Genomic DNA, 24793 nt, shown 5'->3' on the forward strand with positions numbered 1-24793 from the left:
GTCAACGCCGCAGCTCGGCCACCTCGTCCAGCCTGCCCAGCTTCTGCGGGTTCCGCATGGCGTACATCCGGGTGATCCGGCCGCCCTCCACGACGAACGTGATCGCGGTGTCGAACTCGCCGCCGGGGTCGATCCGGGCGGCGACGGCTCCGTTGACCAGCGGCGTGGTGATCTCCACCCGGGGCACTAGCTCCGCGAACCGGGACAGCGCGTTGACCACCCGCGCCCGGCCGGTGAACGGCCGCAGCGCGGCAGGGGCCAGCCCGCCACCGTCCGCGACGACGACGACGTCGGGCGCCAGCACGTCCAGCAGCCCCTGCACGTCGCCGGCGGTGAGCGCGGCGAGGAACCGGTCCACGACCTGCTGCTGCTCGGCCCGGCTCACCACCATCCGGGGACGCCGCGCCGCCACGTGGCCACGCGCCCGGTGCGCGATCTGCCGCACCGCCGCGCCCGACTTGCCGACGGCCTCGGCGATCTCGTCGTACGGCACGTCGAACACCTCGTGCAGCACGAGCACGGCCCGCTCGGTCGGGGCCAGCGTCTCCAGCACCGTCAGCATCGCGATCGAGACGCTCTCCGCCAGCTCGACGTCCTCGGCGACGTCGGGACTGGTCAGCAGCGGCTCGGGCAGCCACTCGCCCACGTAGTCCTCCCGGCGCCGCGCCACGGTGCGCAGCCGGTTGAGCGCCTGCCGCGTGACGATGCGCACCAGGTAGGCCCGCGGGTCCCGCACCACCGACCGGTCCGCCTCGGCCCACCGCAGCCAGGTCTCCTGCACCACGTCGTCGGCATCGGCGGCGGAGCCGAGCATCTCGTAGGCGACGGTGAACAGCAGGCTGCGGTGGGCCAGGAACGGGTCGTCGGTCATGCCGAGGCGACGCCGTCCGACGTCCGGGCGGCGAGCGGCGGCAGACCGCAGGACGCCGCGAACTCCTGCGACCGGATGCCGAGTGCGACGTTCCCCCGGGCGCTGGAGTTCATGAAGCCGACCCTGCCGGTCAGCTCCACGAGCGCGGCGGGGCCCAGGTCCTCGAGCAGCGCTGCCGTCATCTCGTCGGTCACGGCCGGCGGCGTCCGGCTCATCGCCTCGGCGTACTCCATCACCCGCCGCTCCACGGGCGTGAAGACGGTCGACTGCCGCCACCGCGGCACCTCCCGGGCCTTGGCCTCGTCCAGCCCGCGGTCGTGGGTCATGAAGTAGTGCAGGTCGAGGCAGAAGCTGCAGCCGATCGCGCCGGCGGCGGCCATCGACGCGAACGACGCCAGGTTCGGGTCCAGCCGGTTCCACGAGTCGACCTTGCGCCCGAACGACATCGAGTCCTTCAGGACGGCGGGGTAGTGCCACAGCACGCCGGCGCCGTCGGGCACCTGGCCGAGCATCTTCTTGCTGATCGCCGTGAGCAGGGCCCCGTAGACGCCGGTGATCCGGGTCGGGGGTACCCGGGTGCTGTTCGCCATGTCTCCTCCAGGTCGGTCGGTGCGTTCGACATGGAGACACCGGCCGGTGCCCGGGTGTGACACCCGCCTGGTCAGACCGACCCGAGGAAGCGGCCGACGATCGCCGCCCACCGCTCGCGCGCTGCCTCGTTCAGCTCCGGCGTCGCCAGGCCCATGTGCTGCACCACGAGCGATGCCGTCCCGTTCTTCTTCGGCTCGCCGATGACGACGACCGCGGAGCCGTCCCTGGCCTTGGCCCGCCAGCTGATCCGGCGCTCGGTCCCGCTGACCCGGGGCGCCTCCCCGACGATCGCGAGCACCTCCTCGTCGCCGGCGGCGAAGGACTCCCACCGGTCCACCAGCTCGCGCATGCCGAGCGACGTCGACCGGCTGACGCTGGTCTGGAAGGTCCCGTCGGGCCGCTGCCCGGGGATCCGCCGGCCGATGTGCTGCTCGTAGGCGACGGTGACCGCCTGGGTCCACCAGCCGCGCTGGTCGAGCGTCGGGCCGATCTCCTCGTAGACCTGGAGCGCGATGGCCTTGTGGTCGAGGTGCTCCGCCCCGATGCGGTCCATGAACGCGAGCCACTCGTCCCACGTCCGGTTGGTGGCCCGCTCGACGGGCTTGATCCGCGCGTTCTCCGCCACGTCTCAGTCCGCCATCGTCGTGGTCTTGTACGGGGCGCCCGACCGGTCGTAGGTCGTCCACTCCCCGGTCTGCCGGCCCCGGTCGAACGAGCCCGAGCGCAGCATGGTGCCGTCGAGCCGGAACCACTCCCAGTAGCCGTGCGGCTGACCGTCCAGCACGGGCCCGCGGGCGCGGATCGAGCCGTCGCGGTGCCGCTCGACGTGGTCGCCGTCGGTGAAGTCGGCCTGAGGCATGCGGAGATGAGAGCACGGGCCGCTGACGGAGGGCCACCACCCTGACCTGGGAACCAGGGTCGGATCCGGGGGTCACCTGATGTCCCCGCGACGCCCCCCGCGGCAGGCTCGTGGCCATGACGAACGCAGTCCCGCCCACCCCGCCCATCGACCAGCCCGCGCCGGAGCAGCCCCGCCCGGCCCGGCCCCAGCTCAGCCGCAGCGGTACCGACCGCATGGTCGGCGGCGTCGCCGGCGGCCTCGCCGAGTACAGCGGCATCGACGCCGTCCTCTGGCGGGTCGGCTTCGTCGGCCTCACCGTCGCGGGCGGTGCCGGCGTCCTGATCTACCTGCTGCTGTGGGTGCTCATGCCCTCCGGCCCGATGCGCCCGGGGGAAGAGCCCAGCCCGCTCGAGCAGCTCGTGGCCCGGATCCACGCCCGGCTCTCGGGAGCGCGCGCGAGCACCCCCGGCGCCTGACGGGCAGCAGCGATGAGTAGCCGGTGGGACCGCAGTCCTCCTCCCGAGAGCCCGTGCGCAGCGCCCGTCGGGGCGCCGGAGGAGGACGACATGGCGGACGCCGGGATCGCCGCGGCGGTCGGGGCCGAGCGACGTGCGCAGGTGCACCTCTACTCCTCGCTGTCGGAGGAGGAGTGGGACAGCCCGAGCCTGTGCGCCGGCTGGCGGGTCCGGGAGGTGCTCGCGCACGTCACGATGCCCTTCCGGTACTCGCTGCGCCGGGTCGGCTGGGAGCTCGCCAAGGCTCGGGGGAGCTTCGACCGCATGGCCGACCGCCGGGCACGCATCGACGCCCGCCAGCTGTCCAGCGCCCAGCTGTGGGAGTCGCTGCGCGACAACGTCGAGCACCCCTGGACCCCGCCTGGCGGCGGACCCCTCGGCGCGCTGTCCCACGACGTCATCCACGGCCTGGACGTGTCCACCCCCCTGGGCCGGGACGACGTCGTCTCCCCGCAACGCGTCCGCCTGGTGCTCGGTGGGCTCCGCCCGAGGCAGGTCGCCTTCTTCGGCGTCGACCTCGACGGCGTGCAGCTCCGCGCCGACGACGTCGACTGGAGCCACGGCAGCGGCGAACCGGTCGAGGGGCGGGCGCAGGACCTGCTGCTGCTCGTGTGCGGGCGGCGCCTCCCCGCCGGGCGGCTGCGCGGACCCGGGTCGGCGCGCTTCGCGCCGGTCGGCTGAGCGCACCGCGGCCGAAACCCTCCCCGAACCGGCCCCCGATCCGCGAGACTCCGCGTCGACCACCGGGAGGACGTGGATGACCGGCAACAGCAACTACGTCGCCGAGCTGCAGTTCGGGGCGCCGAAGATCGACGAGGACGCCTTCGTGGCGCCCACCGCGGTGGTGGTCGGCGCCGTCACCCTCGGCTCGCGCGCCAGCATCTGGTACGGCGCCATCGCCCGCGCCGACGAGGAGGTGATCGTCATCGGGCCGGACTCCAACATCCAGGACGGCTGCAGCCTGCACTCCGACCCGGCTCCCCGCTGCTGGTCGGCCGCGGGGTCACCGTGGGGCACCGGGTCGTGCTGCACGGGGCCCGGGTCGACGACGACGTCCTCGTCGGCATGGGCAGCGTCGTGATGAACGGCGCGCACATCGGCGCGGGCTCGATCGTCGCCGCCGGCGCGGTCGTCACGCCGGGCACGACGGTGCCGCCCGGCCCGGTCGTGGCAGGCGTCCCGGCGAAGGTCGTCCGGCAGGCCACGGACGACGACCTCGCGCACATCCGCGCCAACGCGGAGAGCTACACCTCACGCCTGCCCGCCGCGCGGAAGGTCCGGCCGGTCGTCCGCCGTCCGCTGCCCCCGGCGGGCACCTTCTTCGGCGACGGCATGCCGTGACCGGTCCCCGCCCCTCCGAGGAGGACGTCGACCCCGACGACGCGCAGGCGCTGTCGCGGGCCACGGGCGGCGGCCCGAGCGACGAACCCGACGCCGGCGCCACCACGGGCACCGGCGAGTCGGAGATGTTCGTCGGCCGGGTGGCCGGTCAGGACGTCGGCTACGCGGGCGAGACCGGCGCCGAGCGACGGGCCGCGGCTCAGGAGGACTGAGCCGCCGCGCGGTCCACCGGCCGCATGGCCAGGGCAGCCGCGAGGCCGGCAGCCAGCACGCCCGCGGTCACGGCGAAGGCCACCTGGTACGAGGCCACGTCGGTCAGCCACCCGGCGACCAGCGGCCCGCCGATCGCCCCCAGGTCCGCCGACATCTGGAAGACCGCGACCACCCGGCCCCCACGCGCCGGGCTGACATCCCCCACCAGCGCGGCGGGTGCGCTGGCCAGCAGCGACGCCGCCAGCCCGAACAGCGCCATGGAGAACAGGAACGCCCCGATCGCCGGGGGCAGCACGAGGACGGCGATCGAGGCGGTCGCCGTCGCCGAGCCCAGCACCAGCGACGGTCGCCGTCCCCAGCCGTCGACCAGCCGGCCCGACCGGAGCAGGCCCAGCGCCTGGGCCAGGGAGCCGGCCAGCAGGCCGGCGCCCGCCCAGGCCACGGTGCGCCCCAGCTCCTCGGTCACGTAGAGGGGCACCAGCGAGTTGCGGACGCCGAAGAGCACCCAGCCGACGCCGAAGTTCGCGACCAGCGCCGCGACGTAGGCACGGGAACGCAGCGCCGTGCGGAGCCCGACGGGGCCGGCGTCCAGGTCGGGGCCGGCCGCCACCGGGTCCGCTCCCGGATCGGTGGCGGAAGGCACCGTCCGCAGCATGGCGACGGCTACCGCGCCGGCCACCAGGAGGAACCCGGCGTACAGGAAGAACGGCAGCCGCGGGGAGAGCTCGGCGAGCAGCCCCCCGGCCGCCGGCCCCGCGATGCCGCCGAGGATGAAGCCCCCCTGCCAGGTCGCTGCCGCCCGGCCCCGGTGGGTGCGGGGCGCGACCCGCAGGAGCAGGGAGAGCGCCGAGACGGTGAACATTGCGCTGCCGACCCCGCCCGCGGCACGCAGGGCGAGGAACACCGGGAAGTTGCCGGCCAGCCCGGCCAGCCCGGTGGTGACGGCGACGATCAGCAGGCCGGCTGCGAGCACCAGCCGCTCACCGAACCGCTCGACCAGCGTGCCGCCGCTGAACGCCGACACGAAGCGGAAGAACGCGAAGGCGCTGACGGCCAGCCCGACCGCCGTCGTCCCCACCCCGAACGCCCGGGCGAACAGGGGGATGGCCGGGGCCACGATGCCGAAGCCGAGGGCCACCACGAACGCGATGACGGCGAGCACCCCGACCTCGCGCGGCAGCTCACCCCGCCCGAGAAGTCGCACGGGGAGCGATCCTCGCACCCCGGCGGGAGGTCACTCCCGGGGGCGTCGGCCGATCTTCGACCCGAGCCAGGTGAGCGGGTCGAACCGGCGGTCCACCACCCGTTCCTTGAGCGGGATGATGCCGTTGTCGGTGAGGTGGATGCCCTCCGGGCAGACCTCGCTGCAGCACTTGGTGATGTTGCAGTAGCCCAGGCCGAACTCGTCCTGCGCCGCGTTGCGCCGGTCGGTCACGTCCAGCGGGTGCATGTCGAGCTCCGCCAGCCGGATGAGGAAGCGCGGGCCGGCGAACGCCGCCTTGTTGCCCTCGTGGTCACGGATGACGTGGCAGGTGTCCTGGCAGAGGTAGCACTCGATGCACTTGCGGAACTCCTGGGACCGCTCGACGTCGACCTGCTGCATGCGGTGGCTGCCGTCCTCCTCCCGTGGCCGGGGGGTGAAGGCCGGGATGCGCGAGGCCACCTCGTAGTTGAAGGACACGTCGGTGACCAGGTCGCGGATGACGGGGAACGCCCGCAGCGGCGTGACGGTGACCGTCTCGTCCTCGGCGAAGGTCCCCATCCGGGTCATGCACATCAGCCGCGGCCGGCCGTTGATCTCCGCGCTGCAGGAGCCGCACTTCCCGGCCTTGCAGTTCCACCGGACGGCGAGGTCGCCGGCCTGGGTCGCCTGCAGCCGGTGGATGATGTCGAGGACGACCTCGCCCTCGTTGACCTGCACGGTGAAGTCCTGCAGGTCGCCGCCGGTGGCGTCCCCGCGCCACACCCGGAACCTCGCGTCGTAGCTCACGAGGCCACCTCCTCGAAGATCCCGGCGAGCTCGGACGGCATCTGGGGGAGCGGTTGCCGGGTCAGCGCCACCGAGCCGTCCGGCGCACGCGAGCAGATGAGGTTGGTCCGTGCCCACTCGGCGTCGGTGGCCGGGAAGTCGTCGCGGGTGTGCCCGCCGCGGCTCTCCTGGCGCTCCAGCGCCGCGCGGGCGATGCACTCGCTGACGACGAGCATGTGCGGCAGGTCGAGGGCCAGGTGCCACCCGGGGTTGTACTGGCGGTGCCCCTCGACCGACAGGTTCGCCACCCGCTCCCGCAGCGCGGCGATCCGCTCCAGGGCCTGCTCCATCTCCGGCGCCGTCCGGATGATCCCGACCAGGTCGTGCATCGTCTGCTGCAGGTCGTGCTGCACCGTGTACGGGTTCTCCCCGCCCTCCCGGTCGAAGGGCGCCAGGGCGGCGCGCGCGGCATCGGTCAGTGCCTCCTCGGCGAGCGCGACCCGGTCGATCCGCGTGAGGGCGTGCTCGGCGGCTGCCAGCCCCGCGCGGCGGCCGAACACCAGCAGGTCCGACAGCGAGTTGCCGCCCAGCCGGTTCGAGCCGTGCATGCCGCCGGCCACCTCGCCGGCCGCGAACAGGCCGGGCACGCGGGCGGCCTCGGTGTCCGGGTCCACCTCCACCCCGCCCATCACGTAGTGGCAGGTGGGCCCGACCTCCATCGGCTCGGCGGTGATGTCGACCTCCGCCAGCTCCTTGAACTGGTGGTACATCGAGGGCAGCCGCTTGCGGATGTACTCGGCCGACCGCCGCGAGGCGATGTCGAGGTAGACGCCGCCGTGCGGCGTGCCCCGGCCGGCCTTGACCTCGCTGTTGATGGCGCGGGCGACCTCGTCGCGGGGGAGCAGCTCGGGCGGTCGCCGGTTGTTCTTCTTGTCCTCGTACCAGCGGTCGGCCTCGGCCTCGGTCTCCGCCGTCTCCTTGCGGAAGAAGTCGGGGATGTAGTCGAACATGAACCGGTTGCCGGCGGAGTTCTTCAGGATCCCGCCGTCGCCGCGGACGCTCTCGGTCACCAGGATCCCGCGCACCGACGGCGGCCAGACCATCCCGGTCGGGTGGAACTGGACGAACTCCATGTTCACCAGCGTCGCGCCGGCCTGCAGCGCCAGGGAGTGGCCGTCGCCGGTGTACTCCCACGAGTTCGACGTCACCTTGTAGCTCTTGCCGATCCCACCGGTCGCGAGCACCACCGACGGCGCCTGCCACGCGACGAAGCGGCCCGACTCGCGCCAGTAGCCGAAGGCGCCGGTGATCCCCTCGTCGTCGGTCATCAGCCGGGTGACGGTGCACTCCATGTACACGTCGATGCCGAGGGCGACCGTGCGCTGCTGCAGGGTGCGGATCAGCTCGAGCCCGGTGCGGTCACCGACGTGCGCGAGGCGGGCGTAGCGGTGGCCGCCGAAGTCGCGCTGGCTGATCAGGCCGTCCGCCGTCCGGTCGAACAGCGCACCCCAGTCCTCGAGCTCGCGGACCCGGTCGGGCGCCTCCTGCGCGTGCAGCTGGGCCATCCGCCAGTGGTTGAGCATCTTCCCGCCGCGCATGGTGTCGCGGAAGTGCACCCGCCAGTTGTCCTCCGGGTACAGGTTGGCCATCGCCGCCGCGATCCCGCCCTCGGCCATCACGGTGTGCGCCTTGCCGAGCAGCGACTTGCACACGACCGCCGTGCGGGCGCCGTTCTCGTGGGCTTCGATGGCGGCCCGCAGGCCCGCACCCCCCGCCCCGACGACGACGACGTCGTACTCGTGCCTCTCGAGTTCCATCAGAAGAACCTCAGGTCGGAGATCGTGCCGGTGGCGAGCAGGAAGACGTAGGCGTCGGCGATGGCGACGCTGAACAGGGACAGCCAGGCGAACTTCGCGTGGTGGGCGTTGAGCCTCGAGGCCTGGGTCCAGAGCTTGTAGCGCAGCGGGTGCTTCGAGAAGTGGTTGAGCCGGCCGCCGACGATGTGCCGGCACGAGTGGCAGGACAGCGAGTAGAGCCACAGCAGGGCGGCGTTGGCCAGCAGCACGAGCGTGCCCAGACCCATGTGGCCCCACGCGCCGGTCTCATCGCGGAACGCCAGGACGGCGTCGTAGGTGAGGATCACGTTGAAGACCAGGGCGCCGTAGAGCGCGTAGCGGTGCAGGTTCTGGATCAGCAGCGGCGGCCGGGACTCACCCGTGTAGCGCCGGTGCGGCTCCCCGACGGCGCACGCCGGGGGCGAGAGCCAGAACGACCGGTAGTAGGCCTTCCGGTAGTAGTAGCAGGTCGCCCGGAGGCCCAGCGGGATCACCAGGATGTAGATCGCCGGCGAGATGAACGACGGCCCGGTGATGAACTCCGGGAAGGTGTCGCCCTCGCACTGCGTCGTGATGCACGGCGAGTAGAAGGGCGAGATGTAGGGCTCGGCGAAGTAGTAGGCGTTCTGGAACGCCCGGAAGGTCGAGTAGACGACGAAGGACAGCAGCACCACGACGGTGACCAGCGGCTGGACCCACCACCGGTCCGTGCGCAGGTGCCGTGGGGCGATCGCCGCGCGCCTGGGGGCCGGTCCGCCGTCGCCCCGCCCCGGGGTGACCGCTCCAGTCCCGCGGGGAGCCGTGGTCGTCACGGTGTCGCGTGGTGGGGCTCGGAGCCGGTCGGAGGAGCTGCTTCGTCTGGCACCACCGGCATCGCTGCCTCCAGCCTCGTCGCTGACGCCGCCCCGCGCGGCGGAGGAGCGCAGTGGATCACGGACCCCGGACGCTGAGAAGGGCTTTGACGGCGCGTCCTCGGGGGCGCGCCGGACGGGAGGCCTCAGCCCGCGAGGCGGGCGCACTCCTCGCAGCGGTCGCCGGACCACGCCGTCGCCCAGTCCTCCGAGGCCGAGACGGTGACCAGCTGTCCGCAGAGCGACGCGTCGAGGCCGTCGACCACGGGCCGCGCGACGGCGTGGGCGGTGGCCCCCGACCGGCCGAGCGCAGGTCGGGCGGCGCGCGGGTCACGTCCCGTCGAGCCGGCCAGGAGAGGGGACGCCGTCATCCCCCGAGCATGGGTGCCGGAGGTGTCGCCCCGGTGACGGGCGCCGGAACACCTGGGGAGCGGTCCGCCGGCCTGCCAGGATGGGCGCCCGCGCCGCGACCAGGACAGGAGCACCGCCCCGTGACCGTGCCATCGGAACAGCACCCGCCCGCCGCCATGGTGGTTCCGCGGTTCTTCGTGAAGCAGCGCATCACGGTGATGGTGAACCGCTACGAGGTCCGCGCCGCGGCTCCCGACGGCGCCGAGGGCCACCTGCTCGCCTTCGCCGAGCAGAAGCGGATGAAGCTCAAGGAGGAGATCACCTTCTACGCCGACGAGAGCCGCAGCCGCGCGGTCTTCTCGTTCACGGCGCGCCAGCGCCTCGACGTGCACGCCCAGCACGACGTCTTCGACGAGTACGGCACCGTCATCGGCTGCTTCAGCAAGCAGTTCGGCGCGAGCCTGCTGCGCTCCACCTGGAACCTGTCCGCGCCGGGGTTGGAGTCGGTGGGCCGGGAACGCCGTCCGGTCATCGCGATCCTGCGCCGGATCTGGGAGCTGATCCCGTACCTCGGCGACGTCTGGGTGCCGTTCGTCTTCCACTTCGACTTCGTCGACACCGCCACCGGTGCGACCGTCATGGTGAGCGAGCGGCAGAAGGCCATCCGCGACCGCTACGAGGTCACCGTGCCCGACCCGCGCCTGGACTTCCGGGTGGCGGCGTCGATGGCCGTCGCCCTGGACGCCCTGCAGAGCCGCTGACGCCCCGGGGGAAGCCCTGCCCGGCCCGCCGCGTTGCAGAGGGCAACGACGGAAAGGCTCTCCTCCATGCGCATCCCGGTATCCATCCTCGACCTGGCCCCCATCGCCCGCGGTGAGACGGCGGGCAGCAGCATCGCGGCCAGCGTCGCGCTCGCGCAGCGCGCCGAGGAGCACGGCTACCGCCGGGTCTGGTACGCCGAGCACCACAACATGCCCTCGATCGCCTCGTCGGCGACCAGCGTCCTCATCTCGCACGTCGGCGCGCACACGACGAGCATCCGGCTCGGCGCCGGCGGCGTGATGCTGCCCAACCACTCGCCGCTCACGATCGCCGAGCAGTTCGGCACCCTCGACGCGATGTACCCCGGCCGGATCGACCTGGGCCTCGGTCGAGCGCCCGGCTCCGACCAGAACACGATGTACGCGCTGCGCCGCGACCCGAACTCCGCAGACCGGTTCCCGCAGGACGTGCTCGAGCTCCAGGCGTACCTGGCGGGCGAGACCCGCGTGCCCGGCGTCGACGCCGTCCCGGGCAAGGGCTCGAACGTCCCGCTCTACGTCCTCGGGTCGTCGATGTTCGGTGCGACGCTGGCCGCCGCGCTCGGCCTGCCCTACGCCTTCGCCTCGCACTTCGCGCCGCAGATGCTCGAGCCCGCGGTCGCCGCCTACCGCCGCGAGTTCCGGCCCTCCGAGCAGCTCGCGGAGCCCCACGTCATCGCCGGCGCGAACGTCGTCGCCGCCGACACCGCGGAGGAGGCCCACCGGAACCTCCGGGCGGTCAAGCGCAACCTCGCCGTCGGGCTCTTCGGCCGGGGCCAGCAGCTCGACGACGCGCAGGCCGACCAGCTGCTCACCCAGGGCGCCGGCATGCACGTCGAGACGATGCTCACCCACACCGCGGTGGGCACCCGCGACGAGGTGGGGGACTACCTCGAGCGCTTCCTCAAGGCGGCCGACGCCGACGAGCTCATCGTGGCCCACCAGGCGCCCAGCACCGAGGCGCGCCTCCGGTCGGTCACCCTGCTCGCCGAGGCGCTCGAGGACTGACCGCCGGTCAGCGGGACCACGCCGGCCCGCTTACCGTCGGGCATGCGCATCCGACGCTCGATCGCGACCCTCGTCGCCGTCACGGCGATCTTCTCCGGCGGGACGGCGACGCTGACCGCCTGCGGCTCCGACACGGCCGAGGACACCGTCGAGAACGACACCGACAACGACGTCGAGGAGGACGAGGGCAGCGAGGACGACGACTGACTGACCGGGTTCACCGCGCGGGCCGCGGGTAGGCCGGTCGGGTGACCTACTCGATCGTCGCCCGAGACCCCGACACCGGTGAGATGGGTGTCGCCACCCAGTCGCAGGCCTTCGCCGTCGGCAACAGCGTGCCCTTCGCGCTGCCCGGGCACGGCGTCATCGCGACCCAGTCGATGGCCGAGCCCATGTACGGCCAGGTCGGTCTCGACCTGCTGCAGGGCGGCTTCACCGCCCAGGAGGTGCTGACGGCGCTCAGCAGCGTCGACCCCCACCCGGGACGGCGCCAGGTCGCCGTCCTCGGGGTGAACGGCGACCTCGCCGCCTACACCGGGCACCAGTGCGTCGACGCGGCCGGGCACCTGCAGGGCGAGACCTGCGTGGCGCTGGCCAACATGGCCACCTGCGACCGGGTGTGGCCGGCCATGGTCGAGTCGTTCGAGAACTCGGCCGGCCCGCTGGCCCAGCGGCTGCTGACGGCGCTGCAGGCGGGGGAGGAGGCCGGCGGCGACTTCCGGGGGCGCCGCTCCGCGGCGATCATGGTCATCCGGGCGACGACGACCGGTCGCCCCTGGCACGACACCGTGGTCGACCTCCGGGTCGACGACTCCACCGACCCGATCGCGGCGCTGGGGGACCTGCTGATCACGAAGGTCCGGTATCAGGACGTCGTCCGCTACTTCCAGCAGGCGATAGACGGTGACCCCGTCACGGCCGACCGGGAGCTCGAGTTGCTGCGCCCGATGGACCCGCGCACCGAGCCCGACCAGCTGATGTGGCGGGCCGTGGTCGCCGCGCTCGCCGGCCGGGAGGACGACGCCCGCGACATGCTCGGCGAGCTGGCCGGCACCGCGCCGCAGTTCCTCGAGGCGGCGCGGCGCTTCGGCAAGGCCGGGCTCATGCCGGCCGACGTCGTCGAGCGGATCCTGCCCGCGGGGGCCTGACCCGGCCGGCGGTCAGGTGCTGCCCGGCGGGTGCTCGGCCAGCAGGCGGCGCGGCGCCCGGCAGGCCCATGCCTCGGCCGCCAGCTCGGTGAGCGACTCCTGGTCCAGCTCGTCGAGCCGGCAGAGCACGATCGGGTAGCCGTCGAAGTGCGACGTCGTGAAGTAGACGTCCGGCTCCTCGGCGATCAGCGCCTGCTTGGCCCCCTCGTCGGGGACGTAGGCGGCGAGCACCGGCCCCTCCGGTGCGGCGGCGCCCAGCTCGGCGGTGTCCTTCCTGCCGAGCGGCCGCTCCCAGACGAAGCCCTTCCGCTGCACGAGCCACTGCCGCCAGCCGCGGGTCGTCCCCTCGGTGGCGGCCGGCAGCGCCAGGCAGGTGCGCGCGACGTCGTCCCAGCTCGCCACGTCAGACCTCCTGGTGGTCGAGGACCAGCCGCCGGGGTGCGCGCGCGGCCCACGCCTCGCCGGCGAGCTCGCTCAGCGCCGTCCCGTCGAGCCGGTCGAGCCGGCAGAGGACGGCGGCCCACCCGTCGAAGTGCGACGTCGTGAAGTAGACGTCCGGATCCGCGGCGAGCAGGGCCGCCTTCGCCCCCTCGTCGGGCACCGAGGCCACCATGACCGGGCCCGCCGGCGCGTCCGGGCCCAGCTCGTCGAGGTCCTTGCGGTGCAGCGGCCGCTCGCGCAGGAACGTCTTCCCCCGCACCAGCCAGCGTCGGCGACCGCTCGCCGACCGCGCCTCCGCGGTCCCGGGCAGCGCCAGCGCGACGCGTGCCACGTCGTCCCAGTCGGCCACGGGCGCACAGTACGGGCGGCTGGGCGGAACGGCGCGTTGCTCCCTCGTGCGGGGGGTCTCCCGGGACGACGGCCGCGAGAGATTACAGAGCCGCCGTGCACCGGCCGATAGGGCTGCATGCGCACGAAGCGGCCGCACGACGCCCAGGGCACGGATGCCCGGGTGCGCGGCAGCGACCGTCTCCTGCGGGTGGCGCGCGTCCTGGCCGCGGTGTTCGGCGGCACGTGGCTGCTCGCCCTCACCGCGGGCTCGCTCGGTGCCACGGGCATCGGGGCGCTGGTCGCCTCCTCGGGCAAGCTCGTCTTCTTCGTCGGTCTCGTCGCGGTCCTCGTCGTCCGCGGCTTCGCCGCCGCCGAGGACAGGGCCGCGTGGTGGCTGCTCGCCGGCGCCGTCGGCTCCTACTTCGCCGGTGCGCTGGCCTACGAGCTCTACTACCGCGGCCTGTCCGTCGCGCCGCGCCCGTCGTGGTCGGACGTCGGCTACATGGGCTTCTACCCGCTCGCGTGCGCCGCCCTGCTCCTCATGCTCCGCTCCCGGGTCCGCCGGCTGACCGCGGCCACCTGGCTCGACTGCGTGATCACCGGGCTCACCGCCTCGGCGTTCGCCGCGGCCGTCGCCCTGGGTGCCCTCGTCCGCGAGGCCGACGGCGGGCTCGCCGTGGTGGTCACGAGCGTCGCCTACCCGATCGCCGACCTGGTGCTGCTCAGCCTGCTGGCGGGCGCGCTGGTCGTCATCGGCCGCGGTGCCGGGGCGGCGTGGTGGTGGCCGGCCGGTGGCGTGGCCCTCTTCGTCGTGACCGACACCGTGTACGCCTACCAGGTCGTGAACGGCACGTACCAGGTCGGCGGCCCGCTCGACATCGGCTGGAGCGCTGCCTTCACCTGCGTCGGCATGGCCGCGTGCATGCGCATCCGCACCGGTATCCCGGGCCGGGCCGAGGGGCGGCTGGTCCTCGTCGTCCCCGCGGCGTGCGCGCTGGCCGCGGTCGGCCTGCTCTTCTGGGGCTACCTGGGGGAGGGGGACCCGGTCGCCGGTGTGCTCGCCCTCGGCGCGGTCCTGGCCGCACTGGCCCGGACCGGGCTCACCTTCCGCGACGTCCGGGCCCTGGCCGACAGCCGCCGGCAGGCCCGCACCGACGAGCTGACCGGCCTGCCCAACCGGCGGTCGGTGTTCGAGGCGCTGGAGGCCGCGGACGACCGCCTCGCGACCGGCGCCGGCGTGGCCGTCCTGGTCCTGGACCTCGACCGCTTCAAGGAGATCAACGACTCCCTCGGCCACGCCGTGGGCGACGCCCTGCTGCGGCAGGTCGGGCCCCGGCTGTCCCGCGAGCTGCGCGGGGAGGACCTGCTCGCACGCCTGGGCGGGGACGAGTTCGTCGTCCTGGCCGCCGACGTGGACGGCACCGACGCGATGACGCTGGCCGCGCGCCTGCGCACGCAGCTCCAGCAGCCGTTCCGGATCGGCGGGATGAGCCTGACCATCGACGCGAGCGTCGGTGTGGCGATCGGCCCCGAGCACTCCGCGACCGCCGAGGAGCTGCTCCAGCTCGCGGACCTGGCGATGTACTCCGCGAAGGCCGGCCGCACAGGTGTCGCCGTGTACGACGACGCGCGCGACGGCCACGGCCGCCACCGGCTGGAGGCGGTCGAGCAGCTGCGGACCGGCATCACCGGCGGTCAGCTCGTCCTGCACTACCAGCCCAAGCTCGCCCTGGCGACGGGTGAGGTGGAGGGCGTCGAGGCGCTGGTCCGCTGGCAGCACCCGACCCGCGGGCTGCTCTTCCCCGACGCGTTCATCGACCTCGCCGAGTCGGCCGGGCTGATGAGCCGGCTGACCTCGACGGTGATCGACATGGCGCTGGCCCAGGCGCGGTCCTGGGCCGACGACGGCTGCCTGCTCACCGTGTCGGTCAACGTCAGCCCCTCCAACCTGGTCGACGAGGAGTTCCCCGACGAGGTCGCCGAGACGCTGGCGCGGTACGGGCTGCCCGCCGCCGCGCTCGTCCTGGAGGTCACCGAGAGCATCCTCATGGAGGACCGCGAGCGGGCCGTCGGCGTGCTCTCGCGGCTCCGGGACGCCGGAGTCGGCGTCTCGATCGACGACTACGGCACCGGCTACTCCAGCCTGGCCTACCTGGCGGCGCTGCCGGTCACCGAGCTGAAGCTCGACCGGGTGTTCGTCGGGGCGATGACCGGCAGCCCGCGGGCCGCCTCGATCGTCACCTCGACCCTGCAGCTGGCCCACGCCCTCGACCTGACGCTGGTCGCCGAGGGCGCCGAGGACCAGGCCACGGTCGACGCCCTGGCCAGCCTCGGCTGCGACGTCGTCCAGGGCTACCACCTGAGCCGCCCGCTGCCGCCGGAGCAGCTGTGGTCGTGGCTGCAGGACCGGCCGCCGGCGACGGTGCGCTCGCTGGCCTGACGCTCAGCTCGCGGGGACCGGGAACACCAGCAGCGAGCTGGACGCGGTGGCCACGGTCGTGCCGGCCGCGTCGAGGACCTCGCCCTCGGCGAAGGCCACCCGCCGTCCCGGCTTGACCACCCGGCCGATGGCGGTGAGCGGGCCGCTGCTCGCGTGCACTGCGCGCAGGTAGCTCACCTTCAGCTCGATCGACGTGTAGGCGACACCCGCGGGCAGCGTCGTGTGCACCGCGCACCCGGCGACGGTGTCGAGCATCGTGCAGACCAGGCCGCCGTGGACGACGCCGATCGGGTTGTAGACCGACTCGTCGACGTCGCAGGTGAACTCGACGCGGCCCTCCTCGAGGGCGGTGATGCCCATCTGCACCAGCTTCGCGATGGGGGGAGGGGGCAGGACGCCGTCCCGGATGGCCTGCATGGTCTCCAGGCCCGATCGCTCCAGGGCGCCGGCGGCGGTGACGAGCGGGTCGTGCCACTCGACGGTGCGGGTGCGGGGCGGCCCCCAGGAGGCGGGGGTGGTCGGGGTGGTCAGCTCAGCCGTCATGGGGCTAGGTTCGCACACTGAACCCAGCAGGGGCACCCGGGTGTCACCAGCCCGGGGGCAGCCCCTCGTCGAGCCAGGTGTCGTACTCGGCGTCGGTCATGGGCCGGGACGCGGCCAGCGCCTCCTCGAGCACCCTGCGCGGGACGGTCGGGGCGGCGGTGACACCCACCCGCACCTCCGGGCCGAAGCGGGCGAGCTCCTGCCAGGTGGCCGAGGTCCGGAGCCACGTGCCGTCGCCGAGCGGTGTGCAGCCGGTCAGGGGCTGGTCGCCGCCGGGGGTCCAGAGGGAGGTGGCCGCGCACGGGTCGCTGGTGGTGGTGTCGACGGCCTGGTCGCGGAAGAGCCACAGCACGGAGCCGGGCCGGCCGTCCGCCGCCTCGAGCCGGGTCCACACCAGCGGGCTGCCGGTGACCTGCGAGTCGGACAGGGTGTACCCCTCGACCTCGGACACCCAGGGCTTCTCCGTCGTGCCCACCTCGGTCGCGATGCGCTCCGTGCGGCTCTCGCCTCCCGCCTGGACGGCGCCGACGACGACCACGGCGGCGGCGCCGGACACCAGCGCGACGGCCGTGGCGTTCCGGAGGAAGCCCGGCCACTGCAGCGCGGCGAGGACGGCGAACGGGACGGCGACGGCCGCGTAGCGCAGCGGCACGGGGAGCACGTCGGCGAGGTCGGTGCGCAGCGCCAGGAGCGCGAGCCCGATCGCGGCCGCCGAGCCGAGCCCCCCGACGACGAAGCCGCGGGCGCCCGAGCCGGCCCGGCCGAGGGCGCCCGGGCCCACGGCGCCGTCCAGGGCGAACGCGAGGACGCTGCCGACCGCGATCACGACGACGACGCCCAGCAGCATCCCCAGCACCCCGCCGAACAGCGAGGCGACGAGCACCGGCGTGCCCAGGTAGGCCACGAGCACGCCCAGGACGCCCGCGAGGACCACGTGCCGGAGCGCCCGGACCGCCGTCGGGACGAGGCGCTCGGTCGCGGGGGCGGTCACGGCGGCAGTGTGGCAGGACGCGGGCCCGTTGCTGAACAGGCCGGTCCGGCGCCGTGCCGGGAACGCAGGAGCCCCGCACCGGTCGGACCGGTGCGGGGCTCCCGTGCGGCTGCGCCTAGCTCTTGGGTCGGGCCCCCGCGCGCAGGGCGCCGAGCAGGTCGTGGTTGAGCCGCGAGATGGTCTCCATCGAGATGCCCTTGGGGCAGGCGTGCGAGCACTCGCCGATGTTGGTGCAGCCGCCGAAGCCCTCGAGGTCCTGCTGGGCGACCATGTTGACCACGCGGTCGTTGCGCTCCGGCTGGCCCTGCGGCATCAGCCCGAGGTGGGTGACCTTGGCCGCCGTGAACAGCATCGAGGAGCCGTTCGGGCAGGCGGCGACGCAGGCGCCGCAGCCGATGCAGGTCGCCGCGTCGAACGCGGCGTCCGAGTCCTTCTTCGGCACCGGGGTCGAGTGCGCCTCGGGGGCGGTGCCGGTCGGGACCGAGATGTAGCCGCCGGCCTGGATGATCCGGTCGAACGCGCGCCGGTCGACGGCGAGGTCCTTGATCACCGGGAACGGGCTGGCCCGCCACGGCTCGATGTCGATCGAGTCGCCGTCCTCGAACGAGCGCATGTGCAACTGGCACGTGGTGGTCTGCTGCGGTCCGTGCGCCTCGCCGTTGATCATCAGACCGCACATGCCGCAGATGCCCTCGCGGCAGTCGTGGTCGAAGGCGACCGGGTCGTCGCCCTGCATGATCAGCTGCTCGTTGAGCACGTCGAGCATCTCGAGGAACGACATGTCCGGCGAGATGTCGGTGACCTTGTAGGTCACCATCTTGCCCTTCACGGACGGGTCCTTCTGCCGCCACACGCGCAGCGTCAGGTTCATGCCGCGCTTCTCGGACGTGCCGCCGGGAGTCGAGTGCGGCCCCTGCTCGGTGATGGTCACTTGTAGCTCCGCTGTGCGAGGTGGACGTACTCGTACTCGAGGGCTTCCCGGTGCAGGACGGGGGGCTGGCCCTCCGGCGTCCACTCCCAGGCCGCGACGTAGGCGAAGTTCTCGTCGTCGCGCAGCGCCTCGCCGTCAGGGGTCTGGCTCTCGGCCCGGAAGTGGCCGCCGCAGCTCTCGTTGCGGTGCAGGGCGTCGACGCACATGAGCTCGGCGAGCTCGATGAAGTCGGCGACCCGGCCGGCCATCTCGAGGGTCTGGTTGAACGAGTGCCAGTCGCCGGACACCTTCACGTTCGTCCAGAACTCCTGGCGGATCTCCGGGATCCGGTCGAGGGCCTTGCGCAGGCCCTCGTCGGTGCGCTCCATGCCGCACAGGTCCCACATCAGCTTGCCCAGCTCCCGGTGGAACGACGCGGGGGTGCGGGTGCCGTTGATGTTGAGCAGCTTCTGCACCTGCTCCTGGACGCCCCGGAGCGCCTCGACGGCGGCCGGGTGGCTGTCGTCGACCGTGTCGAACGGCGCGTCGGCCAGGTACTCGGTGATGGTCGCCGGCAGGACGAAGTAGCCGTCGGCGAGGCCCTGCATCAGCGCGCTGGCCCCGAGGCGGTTGGCGCCGTGGTCGGAGAAGTTGGCCTCGCCGATCACGAACATGCCGGGGATCGACGACTGGAGGTCGTAGTCCACCCACAGGCCGCCCATCGTGTAGTGCACGGCGGGGTAGATCCGCATCGGCACCGCGTAGGGGTCCTCGCCCGTGATCTGGGCGTACATGTCGAAGAGGTTGCCGTACTTGGCCTCGACGGCCGCCCGGCCCAGGCGCTCGATGGCGTCGGCGAAGTCCAGGTAGACACCCAGCCCGCCGGGGCCCACGCCGCGGCCCTCGTCGCAGACGTTCTTGGCCGCGCGCGAGGCGATGTCGCGCGGGACCAGGTTGCCGAACGAGGGGTAGATCCGCTCGAGGTAGTAGTCGCGCTCGCCCTCGGGGATCTCCCGCGGGTCGCGGGTGTCGCCGCGCTCCTTGGGCACCCACACGCGGCCGTCGTTGCGCAGCGACTCCGACATCAGCGTGAGCTTCGACTGGTAGTCGCCCTTGACCGGGATGCAGGTCGGGTGGATCTGCGTGTAGCAGGGGTTGGCGAAGTAGGCGCCCCGCTTGTGCGCCCGCCAGATCGCCGTCGCGTTGGAGCCCATCGCGTTGGTCGACAGGTAGAAGACGTTGCCGTACCCACCGGTGGCGAGGACGACGGCGTCGGCGAAGTGGGTGCTGATCTCGCCGGTGACCAGGTCGCGGGCGACGATGCCGCGGGCGCGGCCGTCGACGACGATCAGGTCGAGCATCTCGGTGCGGGCGTGCTGCTCCACGCTGCCGGCCGCGATCTGCCGCTCCAGCGCCTGGTAGGCGCCGTAGAGCAGCTGCTGACCCGTCTGGCCGCGGGCGTAGAAGGTGCGCGACACCTGCGTGCCACCGAAGGAGCGGTTGTCGAGCAGGCCGCCGTACTCGCGGGCGAAGGGCACACCCTGCGCGACGCACTGGTCGATGATGTTGACGCTGACCTCGGCCAGGCGGTGCACGTTGTTCTCGCGGGAGCGGAAGTCGCCGCCCTTGATCGTGTCGTAGAACAGCCGGTACACGCTGTCGCCGTCGTTGCGGTAGTTCTTCGCGGCGTTGATCCCGCCCTGCGCGGCGACGCTGTGCGCCCGGCGCGGGCTGTCCTGGTACCAGAACGACTTGACCTTGTAGCCGGCCTCGCCGAGGGTCGCGGCGGCCGAGCCACCGGCCAGGCCGGTGCCGACGACGATGATCGTCATCTTGCGGCGGTTGGCCGGGTTGACCAGGCGGCCGCGGAACCGGCGCTGGCTCCACCGCTCGCCGATCTCGACGTCGGTCGGGGCCTTGGTGTCGGCGATGGGCTCGCCGACGGTGAACAGTTCGAGTGCCATGTGGAGTGCGTTCCTGTCCTTAGTCCACGAGCCCGAAGACGACGGCCGCCGGGACCACGAGGTAGCCGGCGATGAGGAGGGTGGCGAAGCCGAACGCGAAGGCGTTGACGGTGCGCTCGCGGCGCCGGTTGCTCTGTCCCAGCGTCTGGGTGGCGCTCCAGATCCCGTGCCGTAGGTGCATCCCGAGCAGGATCAGCGTGACGACGTAGACCGTCGTGGCGATCGGGTTCTGGAAGCTCGCGACCAGCCGGTCGTAGGGCGTGGAGTCGGTGCCGTCCGGGTTCGCGACGCCGAAGGTGAGGTCGAGGATGTGGTAGACGATGAAGCCGCCGATGATCACGCCGCCCCAGCGCATGGTGCGCGACGCGTAGCTCTGGGCCACCGACTTCTTCGTGACGTAGGACTGCGGCCGGGCGCGCTTGGCCTGCCGCCACAGCGCGACGGCCGCCCAGATGTGCGCGATCACCGAGACCAGCAGCACGACCTCGAGGCCGGTCAGGAAGGTGCGCGGCGGGAGGGCCGGCTCACCGAAGGACCGCAGCCATTCGGAGTAGTCGTTGAACGACTCCGCACCCTGGAAGACGTGCAGGTTCCCGACCATGTGCGCGATCAGGAACAAGATCATGATGATGCCCGTCACGGCCATCACGATCTTCTTGAAGACCGAGCTGGTCTTCGCCGCCTTGGGCGTCCTACGGACGCTCGTGTCTGTCACCGTCACCACAGCACACAAGTTAGGCCGCCCGCGTCTGCGCTGCGAGGTAAACACAGGGTGACACGGCTCATGTAAGGCTGCCCTCACCTGCATCTCAGGCCCTAGGGTCGGGCGGTGCGGACGGGGGCCGCATGGCCGCGACCACCCTGGGGAGAGGACGACGCCGTGCCCGGAGCAACCAGAGGCTTCCTCGGCCGCCGCGCGCGTGACCCGCGGCTGCCACCCGGCCAGTACGACGTCGGCCGGGACTGGCCGGTGCTGACGGCCGAGCCCACCCCGCGGATCGCGCCCGAGACGTGGAGCATCACCGTCGACGGCCTCGTGGAGTCGCCGACCACCTGGACGTGGGACGAGGCGCACCAGCTGCCGCCGTCGGACTACCGCGGCGACATCCACTGCGTCACCACGTGGTCGAAGTTCGACACCCACTTCTCCGGCGTCAGCGTCGACACGCTGCTCGAGGCCGCGCGCCCCACGCCCGACGCGCACTTCGTCATGGCGACGTCGAAGACCGGCTACACCACCAACCTGCCGCTCGAGGACGTCACGGGGGGCAAGGCGTGGGTGGTCTGGGAGTTCGACGGCAAGCCGCTGCCCGTCGAGCACGGCGGACCCGTGCGCATGCTCGTGCCGCACCTCTACTTCTGGAAGAGCGCCAAGTGGATCAGCCGGATCACCCTGCGCGAGCGGGACAGCCCCGGGTTCTGGGAGCAGAACGGCTACCACGACCGCGGCGACCCGTGGCGCGAGCAGCGCTACCAGGGTGACTGAGGTGCTGGGGCAGGGCGCCCCCGACGCGCCCCGCGGAGGCTGGCGCACGGCGACCGTCTCCCGCGTGCGGCGGCCGATGCCGCGATCGGTGGAACTGCGCCTCGACGTCCTCGACCGGATCGACCACATGCCCGGTCAGCACTACGTCGTCCGCCTCACCGCCGAGGACGGCTACACCGCGCAGCGGTCGTACTCGGTCGCCTCGGCGCCGAGCGACTCCCTCGTCGAGCTTCTCGTCGAACGACTGGAGGATGGCGAGGTGTCGACCTACCTGGCCGACGTCGTGGAGCCCGGTGACCAGCTGGAGGTGCGCGGGCCGATCGGTGGCTGGTTCGTCTGGGACGGCGAGACGCCCGCGCTGCTCGTGGCCGGTGGCTACGGCGTCGTCCCCTTCATCGCGATGATCCGGCACGCCCGCGAGCTCGGGCGGCTCGACCTGCTGCGGGTGGCGGTGTCCAGCCGCACGCTCGCCGAGTTGCCCTACGCCGACGAGCTCATGGAGGCGGGGGCGCTGATCGTGCTGACCCGCGAGGCGCACGGCATCCGCCCGGCCGCCCGGCTGACCGCCGTCGACCTGCTGCCGCTGTGGGAGCCGGACCAGACCGCTTTCGTCTGCGGGTCGGCCGCTTTCGCCGAGGCGGCCAGCCAGCTGCTGGTGGGGATGGGCGTCCCGGCCCCGCACATCCGGGTCGAGCGCTTCGGTCCCACCGGCGCCCCCGGCTGACGTCCCCCGTCGGACCGTGAGCCGGCGGGCGGGTGTCGCCGGGGGAGCGGCAGGGGTAGGGGGGCGGCGACCGTGCGCCGTGGGCGCCGGCGTCCCCGAGGAGCAACCGTGGAGCTGGACGAGAAGCGCGCCGAGCTGGGCGAGACCGACGCCCCCGCCGAGGACGAGGTGGCGACGGCGTTCGACCGGATCGTCGACGAGGGCGCCCAGCGGCTGCACCGCTCGTGGCGGGAGGTCCTGACCACCGGGCTGGCCGGCGGGCTGGAGGTCTCGATGGGGGTGCTCGCGCTGCTGGTGGTCTACGCGGAGACCGGCAGCCACCTGCTGGCCGGCATCGCCTTCGCCATCGGCTTCATCGCCCTGCTGCTGGCCCGGAGCGAGCTGTTCACCGAGGGATTCCTCGTCCCGGTGACCGCGGTCGTGGCCGGCCGGGCCGGGGTCGCGCAGCTGGCCAAGCTGTGGGGCGGCACGCTGGTGGCCAACCTGGTCGGCGGCTGGCTGGTGATGTGGGTCGTCGTGCACGCCCTGCCGGAGGCCGGCGCGACGGCGGTCGAGTCGTCGCTGGACTTCGTGGACGCGCCCCTGGACCTGCAGTCGGCCTGCCTGGCGTTCCTCGCGGGCAGCGCCATCACCCTCATGACCCGGATGCAGCACGGCGCCGACACCGAGGGGGCGAAGATCGTGGCGGCGGTGGCCGGCGCCTTCGTCCTGGCCGGGTTCGTGCTCTTCCACTCGATCCTGGACTCGCTGATCATCTTCGGGGCATTGCACGCCGGGGCCCCGTTCGGGTACGGCGACTGGCTGGCCTGGTTCTGGTACGTGACGCTGCTGAACATGGCCGGCGGGCTGCTCGTCGTCACCCTGCTCCGCCTCGTCCGGAGCAAGGAGCTGATCGAGCAGGAACGGGCCGAGGTGGACGCCGGGCGCTGAGGCGCGCCGCACCGGGCCCGCGGACCGGTTCGGCCATGCTGGCCCCGTGATCGAGCTCGACGGGCTGACCAAGCGGTACCGGTCGCGCGTCGCCGTCGACGACCTCACGGTCACCGTCGAACCGGGCCGGGTGACCGGCTTCCTGGGCCCCAACGGCTCGGGCAAGACCACCACGATGCGCTGCATCCTCGGCCTCACCCGGCCGACCTCGGGGACGGCGCGGGTCCTCGGCCGCCCCTACCGGGAGCTGGCCCGGCCGATGCGCCGCGTGGGTGCCCTCCTCGACCCCCGTGCGCGCCACCCGAACCGCACCGCCCACGCGCACCTGCTCGCGCTGGCGCAGAGCAACGCGCTGCCGCGGCACCGGGTCGACGACGTCATCGGCATGGTCGGGCTGGAGCCGGTCGCCCACGAGCGCGTCCGCGGCTTCTCCCTCGGCATGGGGCAGCGGCTGGGGATCGCGGCGGCGCTGCTCGGCGACCCCGACGTCCTGCTGCTCGACGAGCCGGTCAACGGACTGGACCCCGAGGGGATCCGCTGGGTGCGGGAGCTGCTGCGCGGGCTGGCCGACGAGGGCCGCACGGTGCTCGTCTCCAGCCACCTGATGAGCGAGATGGAGGACACCGCGGACCACCTCGTCGTCCTCGGCCGCGGACGGCTCCTGGCCGACGCGCCGATGGACGAGCTGCTCGGTGCGCACGCCACGGTCCGCGTCAGCAGCCCGCAGGTGCGACTGCTCGCCCCGGCGCTGCAGCGGGCCGGCGGGACGGTCGGCGTGGAGGGCGACGGCGCGCTCCGGGTCGAGGGGCTCGGCCTCGCCGACGTCGGGGACGTCGCCTTCGAGGTCGGCGCCCGCGTGCACGAGCTCCGCCGGGTGACCGCCTCGCTGGAAGCTGCCTACCTGGCGCTCACCGGCGACGACGTGGAGTACCGGGCGGTCGCGCCGTGAGCCGCCCGGTCCCGTTCTCCGCGCTGCTGCGCAGCGAGTGGACGAAGCTGCGTTCGGTCCGCGCCACGTGGTGGTGCAGCGGCCTGTACCTGCTGGCCGTCGGGGGGACGGGGTGGCTGGCGGCCGCCAGCACCGACAGCTCCGCACGGGCCGGCATCGCGGTGCAGACGGCGCTGACCGGGTTCGGCTTCGGCCAGCTGCTGCTCGTCGTCCTCGGTGTGCTGGCGGTGAGCGCGGAGTTCGCCTCCGGCAGCGTCCTCGTCTCGCTGACCGCCGTGCCCCGCCGGACGCGGTGGCTGGCCGCGAAGACGGTGGTGGTCACTGCCTGGTGCCTCGCGCTGAGTGCGGTCCTGGCGGTCGTGTGCGCTCTCGCCGCGCGGACGCTCACCGCGGTGCCCGGCGGGGTGCAGGCCACCGACCCCGAGGTCCTGCGCATCCTCGGCCTCCAGGTGGCGTCGGCCGGGCTGGTCGGCGTCCTGTCCGTCGCGCTCGGGGTGGCGCTGCGCTCGACCGCCGGGGCCGTCGGCCTGGGCGCCGGCCTCACCTTCGTCCTGCCGCCGGTCCTGGCCCTGGCCGGGGGTGCCATCGCCTCGCGCGTCTCGCAGGGGCTGCCCGCCCTGCGGGTGGGGCAGGACGCCTTCCTCGCGGCCAGCACCACCTGGCCGGTGGGCATGGCGGTCCTCGGCGCGTGGGCGGTGGGCACCTGGGCCGCCGGCGCCGCGCTGCTCGAGCGACGGGACGTCTGACCGCC

The 24793-nt window shown here is 73.3% G+C and carries 31 protein-coding genes; 15 read left to right on the forward strand and 16 right to left on the reverse strand.

Annotated features, from left to right (window positions below; all coding sequences use genetic code 11):
• Window position 1: 1 nt before the first annotated feature.
• The 4 genes from DCS98_RS03395 to DCS98_RS03410 all read right to left on the reverse strand — a co-directional run bounded on the left by DCS98_RS03395 (window position 2) and on the right by DCS98_RS03410 (window position 2321).
• Window positions 2-871, reverse strand: a complete 870-nt coding sequence (locus tag DCS98_RS03395; RefSeq protein ID WP_116449880.1) for an RNA polymerase sigma-70 factor — start codon at window positions 869-871, stop codon at window positions 2-4.
• Window positions 868-1461 (reverse strand): carboxymuconolactone decarboxylase family protein, encoded by a 594-nt coding sequence (locus tag DCS98_RS03400; protein ID WP_116449881.1) that lies wholly within the window; start codon window positions 1459-1461, stop codon window positions 868-870. Before DCS98_RS03400 ends, DCS98_RS03395 begins: the two co-directional genes overlap by 4 nt.
• Before the next feature lie 71 nt (window positions 1462-1532).
• Window positions 1533-2087: a hypothetical protein gene (locus DCS98_RS03405; protein WP_116449882.1), complete on the reverse strand. Its 555-nt coding sequence runs from the start codon at window positions 2085-2087 to the stop codon at window positions 1533-1535.
• Between the two features lie 3 nt (window positions 2088-2090).
• Window positions 2091-2321 carry a toxin-antitoxin system YwqK family antitoxin gene (locus DCS98_RS03410; protein ID WP_116449883.1) on the reverse strand — a complete coding sequence of 77 codons (231 nt, stop codon included), beginning with the start codon at window positions 2319-2321 and terminating at the stop codon, window positions 2091-2093.
• A gap of 116 nt (window positions 2322-2437) precedes the next feature.
• Between DCS98_RS03410 and DCS98_RS03415 the strand changes: the two genes are divergently transcribed.
• From DCS98_RS03415 to DCS98_RS03430, 5 genes are all read left to right on the forward strand, one after another.
• The gene (locus tag DCS98_RS03415; protein ID WP_116450162.1) at window positions 2438-2779 is read left to right on the forward strand and encodes a PspC domain-containing protein; all 342 of its coding nucleotides are present in this window, start codon (window positions 2438-2440) and stop codon (window positions 2777-2779) included.
• A gap of 90 nt (window positions 2780-2869) precedes the next feature.
• A complete protein-coding gene (locus DCS98_RS03420; RefSeq protein ID WP_116449884.1) occupies window positions 2870-3499 on the forward strand; it encodes a maleylpyruvate isomerase family mycothiol-dependent enzyme in 630 nt (209 codons plus the stop codon).
• Between the two features lie 76 nt (window positions 3500-3575).
• Entirely contained in the window at window positions 3576-3899 is a 324-nt protein-coding gene (locus DCS98_RS23515) for a gamma carbonic anhydrase family protein (RefSeq protein ID WP_241037103.1), read from the forward strand.
• The gene (locus DCS98_RS23520; RefSeq protein WP_241037105.1) at window positions 3827-4159 is read left to right on the forward strand and encodes a gamma carbonic anhydrase family protein; all 333 of its coding nucleotides are present in this window, start codon (window positions 3827-3829) and stop codon (window positions 4157-4159) included. The genes DCS98_RS23515 and DCS98_RS23520 overlap by 73 nt, the downstream gene beginning before the upstream one ends.
• Complete coding sequence (locus DCS98_RS03430; protein ID WP_116449885.1) at window positions 4156-4371, forward strand: hypothetical protein; 216 nt, start codon at window positions 4156-4158, stop codon at window positions 4369-4371. The genes DCS98_RS23520 and DCS98_RS03430 overlap by 4 nt, the downstream gene beginning before the upstream one ends.
• Here the strand turns inward: DCS98_RS03430 and DCS98_RS03435 are convergent.
• The 5 genes from DCS98_RS03435 to DCS98_RS03455 all read right to left on the reverse strand — a co-directional run bounded on the left by DCS98_RS03435 (window position 4359) and on the right by DCS98_RS03455 (window position 9398).
• Complete coding sequence (locus tag DCS98_RS03435) at window positions 4359-5576, reverse strand: MFS transporter (RefSeq protein WP_116449886.1); 1218 nt, start codon at window positions 5574-5576, stop codon at window positions 4359-4361. The two genes, DCS98_RS03430 and DCS98_RS03435, sit on opposite strands and share 13 nt — an antisense overlap.
• Before the next feature lie 30 nt (window positions 5577-5606).
• Window positions 5607-6362 carry a succinate dehydrogenase/fumarate reductase iron-sulfur subunit gene (locus tag DCS98_RS03440; RefSeq protein WP_116449887.1) on the reverse strand — a complete coding sequence of 252 codons (756 nt, stop codon included), beginning with the start codon at window positions 6360-6362 and terminating at the stop codon, window positions 5607-5609.
• Entirely contained in the window at window positions 6359-8158 is a 1800-nt protein-coding gene (locus tag DCS98_RS03445) for a fumarate reductase/succinate dehydrogenase flavoprotein subunit (protein ID WP_206340069.1), read from the reverse strand. Before DCS98_RS03445 ends, DCS98_RS03440 begins: the two co-directional genes overlap by 4 nt.
• Window positions 8158-8988, reverse strand: a complete 831-nt coding sequence (locus DCS98_RS03450; RefSeq protein ID WP_116449888.1) for a hypothetical protein — start codon at window positions 8986-8988, stop codon at window positions 8158-8160. The genes DCS98_RS03445 and DCS98_RS03450 overlap by 1 nt, the downstream gene beginning before the upstream one ends.
• A gap of 185 nt (window positions 8989-9173) precedes the next feature.
• Window positions 9174-9398: a hypothetical protein gene (locus DCS98_RS03455; protein WP_116449889.1), complete on the reverse strand. Its 225-nt coding sequence runs from the start codon at window positions 9396-9398 to the stop codon at window positions 9174-9176.
• 120 nt (window positions 9399-9518) lie between these two features.
• On the opposite strand from DCS98_RS03455, the gene DCS98_RS03460 reads away from it, so the two are divergent.
• From DCS98_RS03460 to DCS98_RS03470, 4 genes are all read left to right on the forward strand, one after another.
• Window positions 9519-10139, forward strand: coding sequence for an LURP-one-related family protein (locus DCS98_RS03460; protein WP_241037107.1), 621 nt, complete (start codon window positions 9519-9521; stop codon window positions 10137-10139).
• Window positions 10140-10205: 66 nt separating this feature from the next.
• A complete protein-coding gene (locus tag DCS98_RS03465; RefSeq protein WP_116449890.1) occupies window positions 10206-11186 on the forward strand; it encodes an LLM class flavin-dependent oxidoreductase in 981 nt (326 codons plus the stop codon).
• A gap of 42 nt (window positions 11187-11228) precedes the next feature.
• Window positions 11229-11393: a hypothetical protein gene (locus DCS98_RS22810; RefSeq protein ID WP_164704347.1), complete on the forward strand. Its 165-nt coding sequence runs from the start codon at window positions 11229-11231 to the stop codon at window positions 11391-11393.
• A gap of 41 nt (window positions 11394-11434) precedes the next feature.
• Entirely contained in the window at window positions 11435-12334 is a 900-nt protein-coding gene (locus tag DCS98_RS03470) for a DUF1028 domain-containing protein (RefSeq protein WP_116449891.1), read from the forward strand.
• A 12-nt stretch (window positions 12335-12346) separates the two neighbouring features.
• Here the strand turns inward: DCS98_RS03470 and DCS98_RS03475 are convergent, their stop codons facing one another.
• Both DCS98_RS03475 and DCS98_RS03480 read right to left on the reverse strand, forming a co-directional pair.
• A complete protein-coding gene (locus DCS98_RS03475) occupies window positions 12347-12736 on the reverse strand; it encodes an MmcQ/YjbR family DNA-binding protein (protein WP_116449892.1) in 390 nt (129 codons plus the stop codon).
• A gap of 1 nt (window position 12737) precedes the next feature.
• On the reverse strand, window positions 12738-13124 hold the full coding sequence (locus DCS98_RS03480) for an MmcQ/YjbR family DNA-binding protein (protein WP_116449893.1): 387 nt from the start codon (window positions 13122-13124) through the stop codon (window positions 12738-12740).
• Between the two features lie 117 nt (window positions 13125-13241).
• Here DCS98_RS03480 and DCS98_RS03485 point away from each other — a divergent pair, with 117 nt between their 5' ends.
• A complete protein-coding gene (locus DCS98_RS03485; RefSeq protein WP_116449894.1) occupies window positions 13242-15545 on the forward strand; it encodes a putative bifunctional diguanylate cyclase/phosphodiesterase in 2304 nt (767 codons plus the stop codon).
• Window positions 15546-15548: 3 nt separating this feature from the next.
• Here DCS98_RS03485 and DCS98_RS03490 read toward each other — a convergent pair whose 3' ends face one another.
• From DCS98_RS03490 to DCS98_RS03510, 5 genes are all read right to left on the reverse strand, one after another.
• Complete coding sequence (locus tag DCS98_RS03490; RefSeq protein ID WP_116449895.1) at window positions 15549-16088, reverse strand: PaaI family thioesterase; 540 nt, start codon at window positions 16086-16088, stop codon at window positions 15549-15551.
• A gap of 43 nt (window positions 16089-16131) precedes the next feature.
• Window positions 16132-17079, reverse strand: coding sequence for a hypothetical protein (locus DCS98_RS03495; RefSeq protein ID WP_116449896.1), 948 nt, complete (start codon window positions 17077-17079; stop codon window positions 16132-16134).
• A 115-nt stretch (window positions 17080-17194) separates the two neighbouring features.
• Entirely contained in the window at window positions 17195-18010 is an 816-nt protein-coding gene (locus DCS98_RS03500) for a succinate dehydrogenase/fumarate reductase iron-sulfur subunit (protein ID WP_277394596.1), read from the reverse strand.
• A complete protein-coding gene (locus DCS98_RS03505; RefSeq protein WP_116449897.1) occupies window positions 18007-19953 on the reverse strand; it encodes a fumarate reductase/succinate dehydrogenase flavoprotein subunit in 1947 nt (648 codons plus the stop codon). The genes DCS98_RS03500 and DCS98_RS03505 overlap by 4 nt, the downstream gene beginning before the upstream one ends.
• Before the next feature lie 19 nt (window positions 19954-19972).
• Complete coding sequence (locus DCS98_RS03510; RefSeq protein WP_241037109.1) at window positions 19973-20668, reverse strand: succinate dehydrogenase cytochrome b subunit; 696 nt, start codon at window positions 20666-20668, stop codon at window positions 19973-19975.
• A gap of 165 nt (window positions 20669-20833) precedes the next feature.
• On the opposite strand from DCS98_RS03510, the gene DCS98_RS03515 reads away from it, so the two are divergent.
• The 5 genes from DCS98_RS03515 to DCS98_RS22815 all read left to right on the forward strand — a co-directional run bounded on the left by DCS98_RS03515 (window position 20834) and on the right by DCS98_RS22815 (window position 24788).
• Window positions 20834-21439 (forward strand): sulfite oxidase-like oxidoreductase, encoded by a 606-nt coding sequence (locus DCS98_RS03515; RefSeq protein WP_116449899.1) that lies wholly within the window; start codon window positions 20834-20836, stop codon window positions 21437-21439.
• Window positions 21432-22163 carry an FAD-binding oxidoreductase gene (locus DCS98_RS03520; RefSeq protein WP_241037111.1) on the forward strand — a complete coding sequence of 244 codons (732 nt, stop codon included), beginning with the start codon at window positions 21432-21434 and terminating at the stop codon, window positions 22161-22163. Before DCS98_RS03515 ends, DCS98_RS03520 begins: the two co-directional genes overlap by 8 nt.
• 108 nt (window positions 22164-22271) lie before the next feature.
• Window positions 22272-23093: a formate/nitrite transporter family protein gene (locus DCS98_RS03525; protein WP_116449900.1), complete on the forward strand. Its 822-nt coding sequence runs from the start codon at window positions 22272-22274 to the stop codon at window positions 23091-23093.
• 46 nt (window positions 23094-23139) lie between these two features.
• Window positions 23140-24042 carry an ABC transporter ATP-binding protein gene (locus DCS98_RS03530; RefSeq protein WP_116449901.1) on the forward strand — a complete coding sequence of 301 codons (903 nt, stop codon included), beginning with the start codon at window positions 23140-23142 and terminating at the stop codon, window positions 24040-24042.
• Window positions 24039-24788: an ABC transporter permease gene (locus DCS98_RS22815; RefSeq protein ID WP_164704296.1), complete on the forward strand. Its 750-nt coding sequence runs from the start codon at window positions 24039-24041 to the stop codon at window positions 24786-24788. Before DCS98_RS03530 ends, DCS98_RS22815 begins: the two co-directional genes overlap by 4 nt.
• The last annotated feature ends 5 nt before the right edge of the window (window positions 24789-24793 follow it).

This window comes from Blastococcus litoris (genome assembly GCF_003075095.1).
Classification (GTDB): Bacteria; Actinomycetota; Actinomycetes; order Mycobacteriales; family Geodermatophilaceae; genus Blastococcus_B; species Blastococcus_B litoris.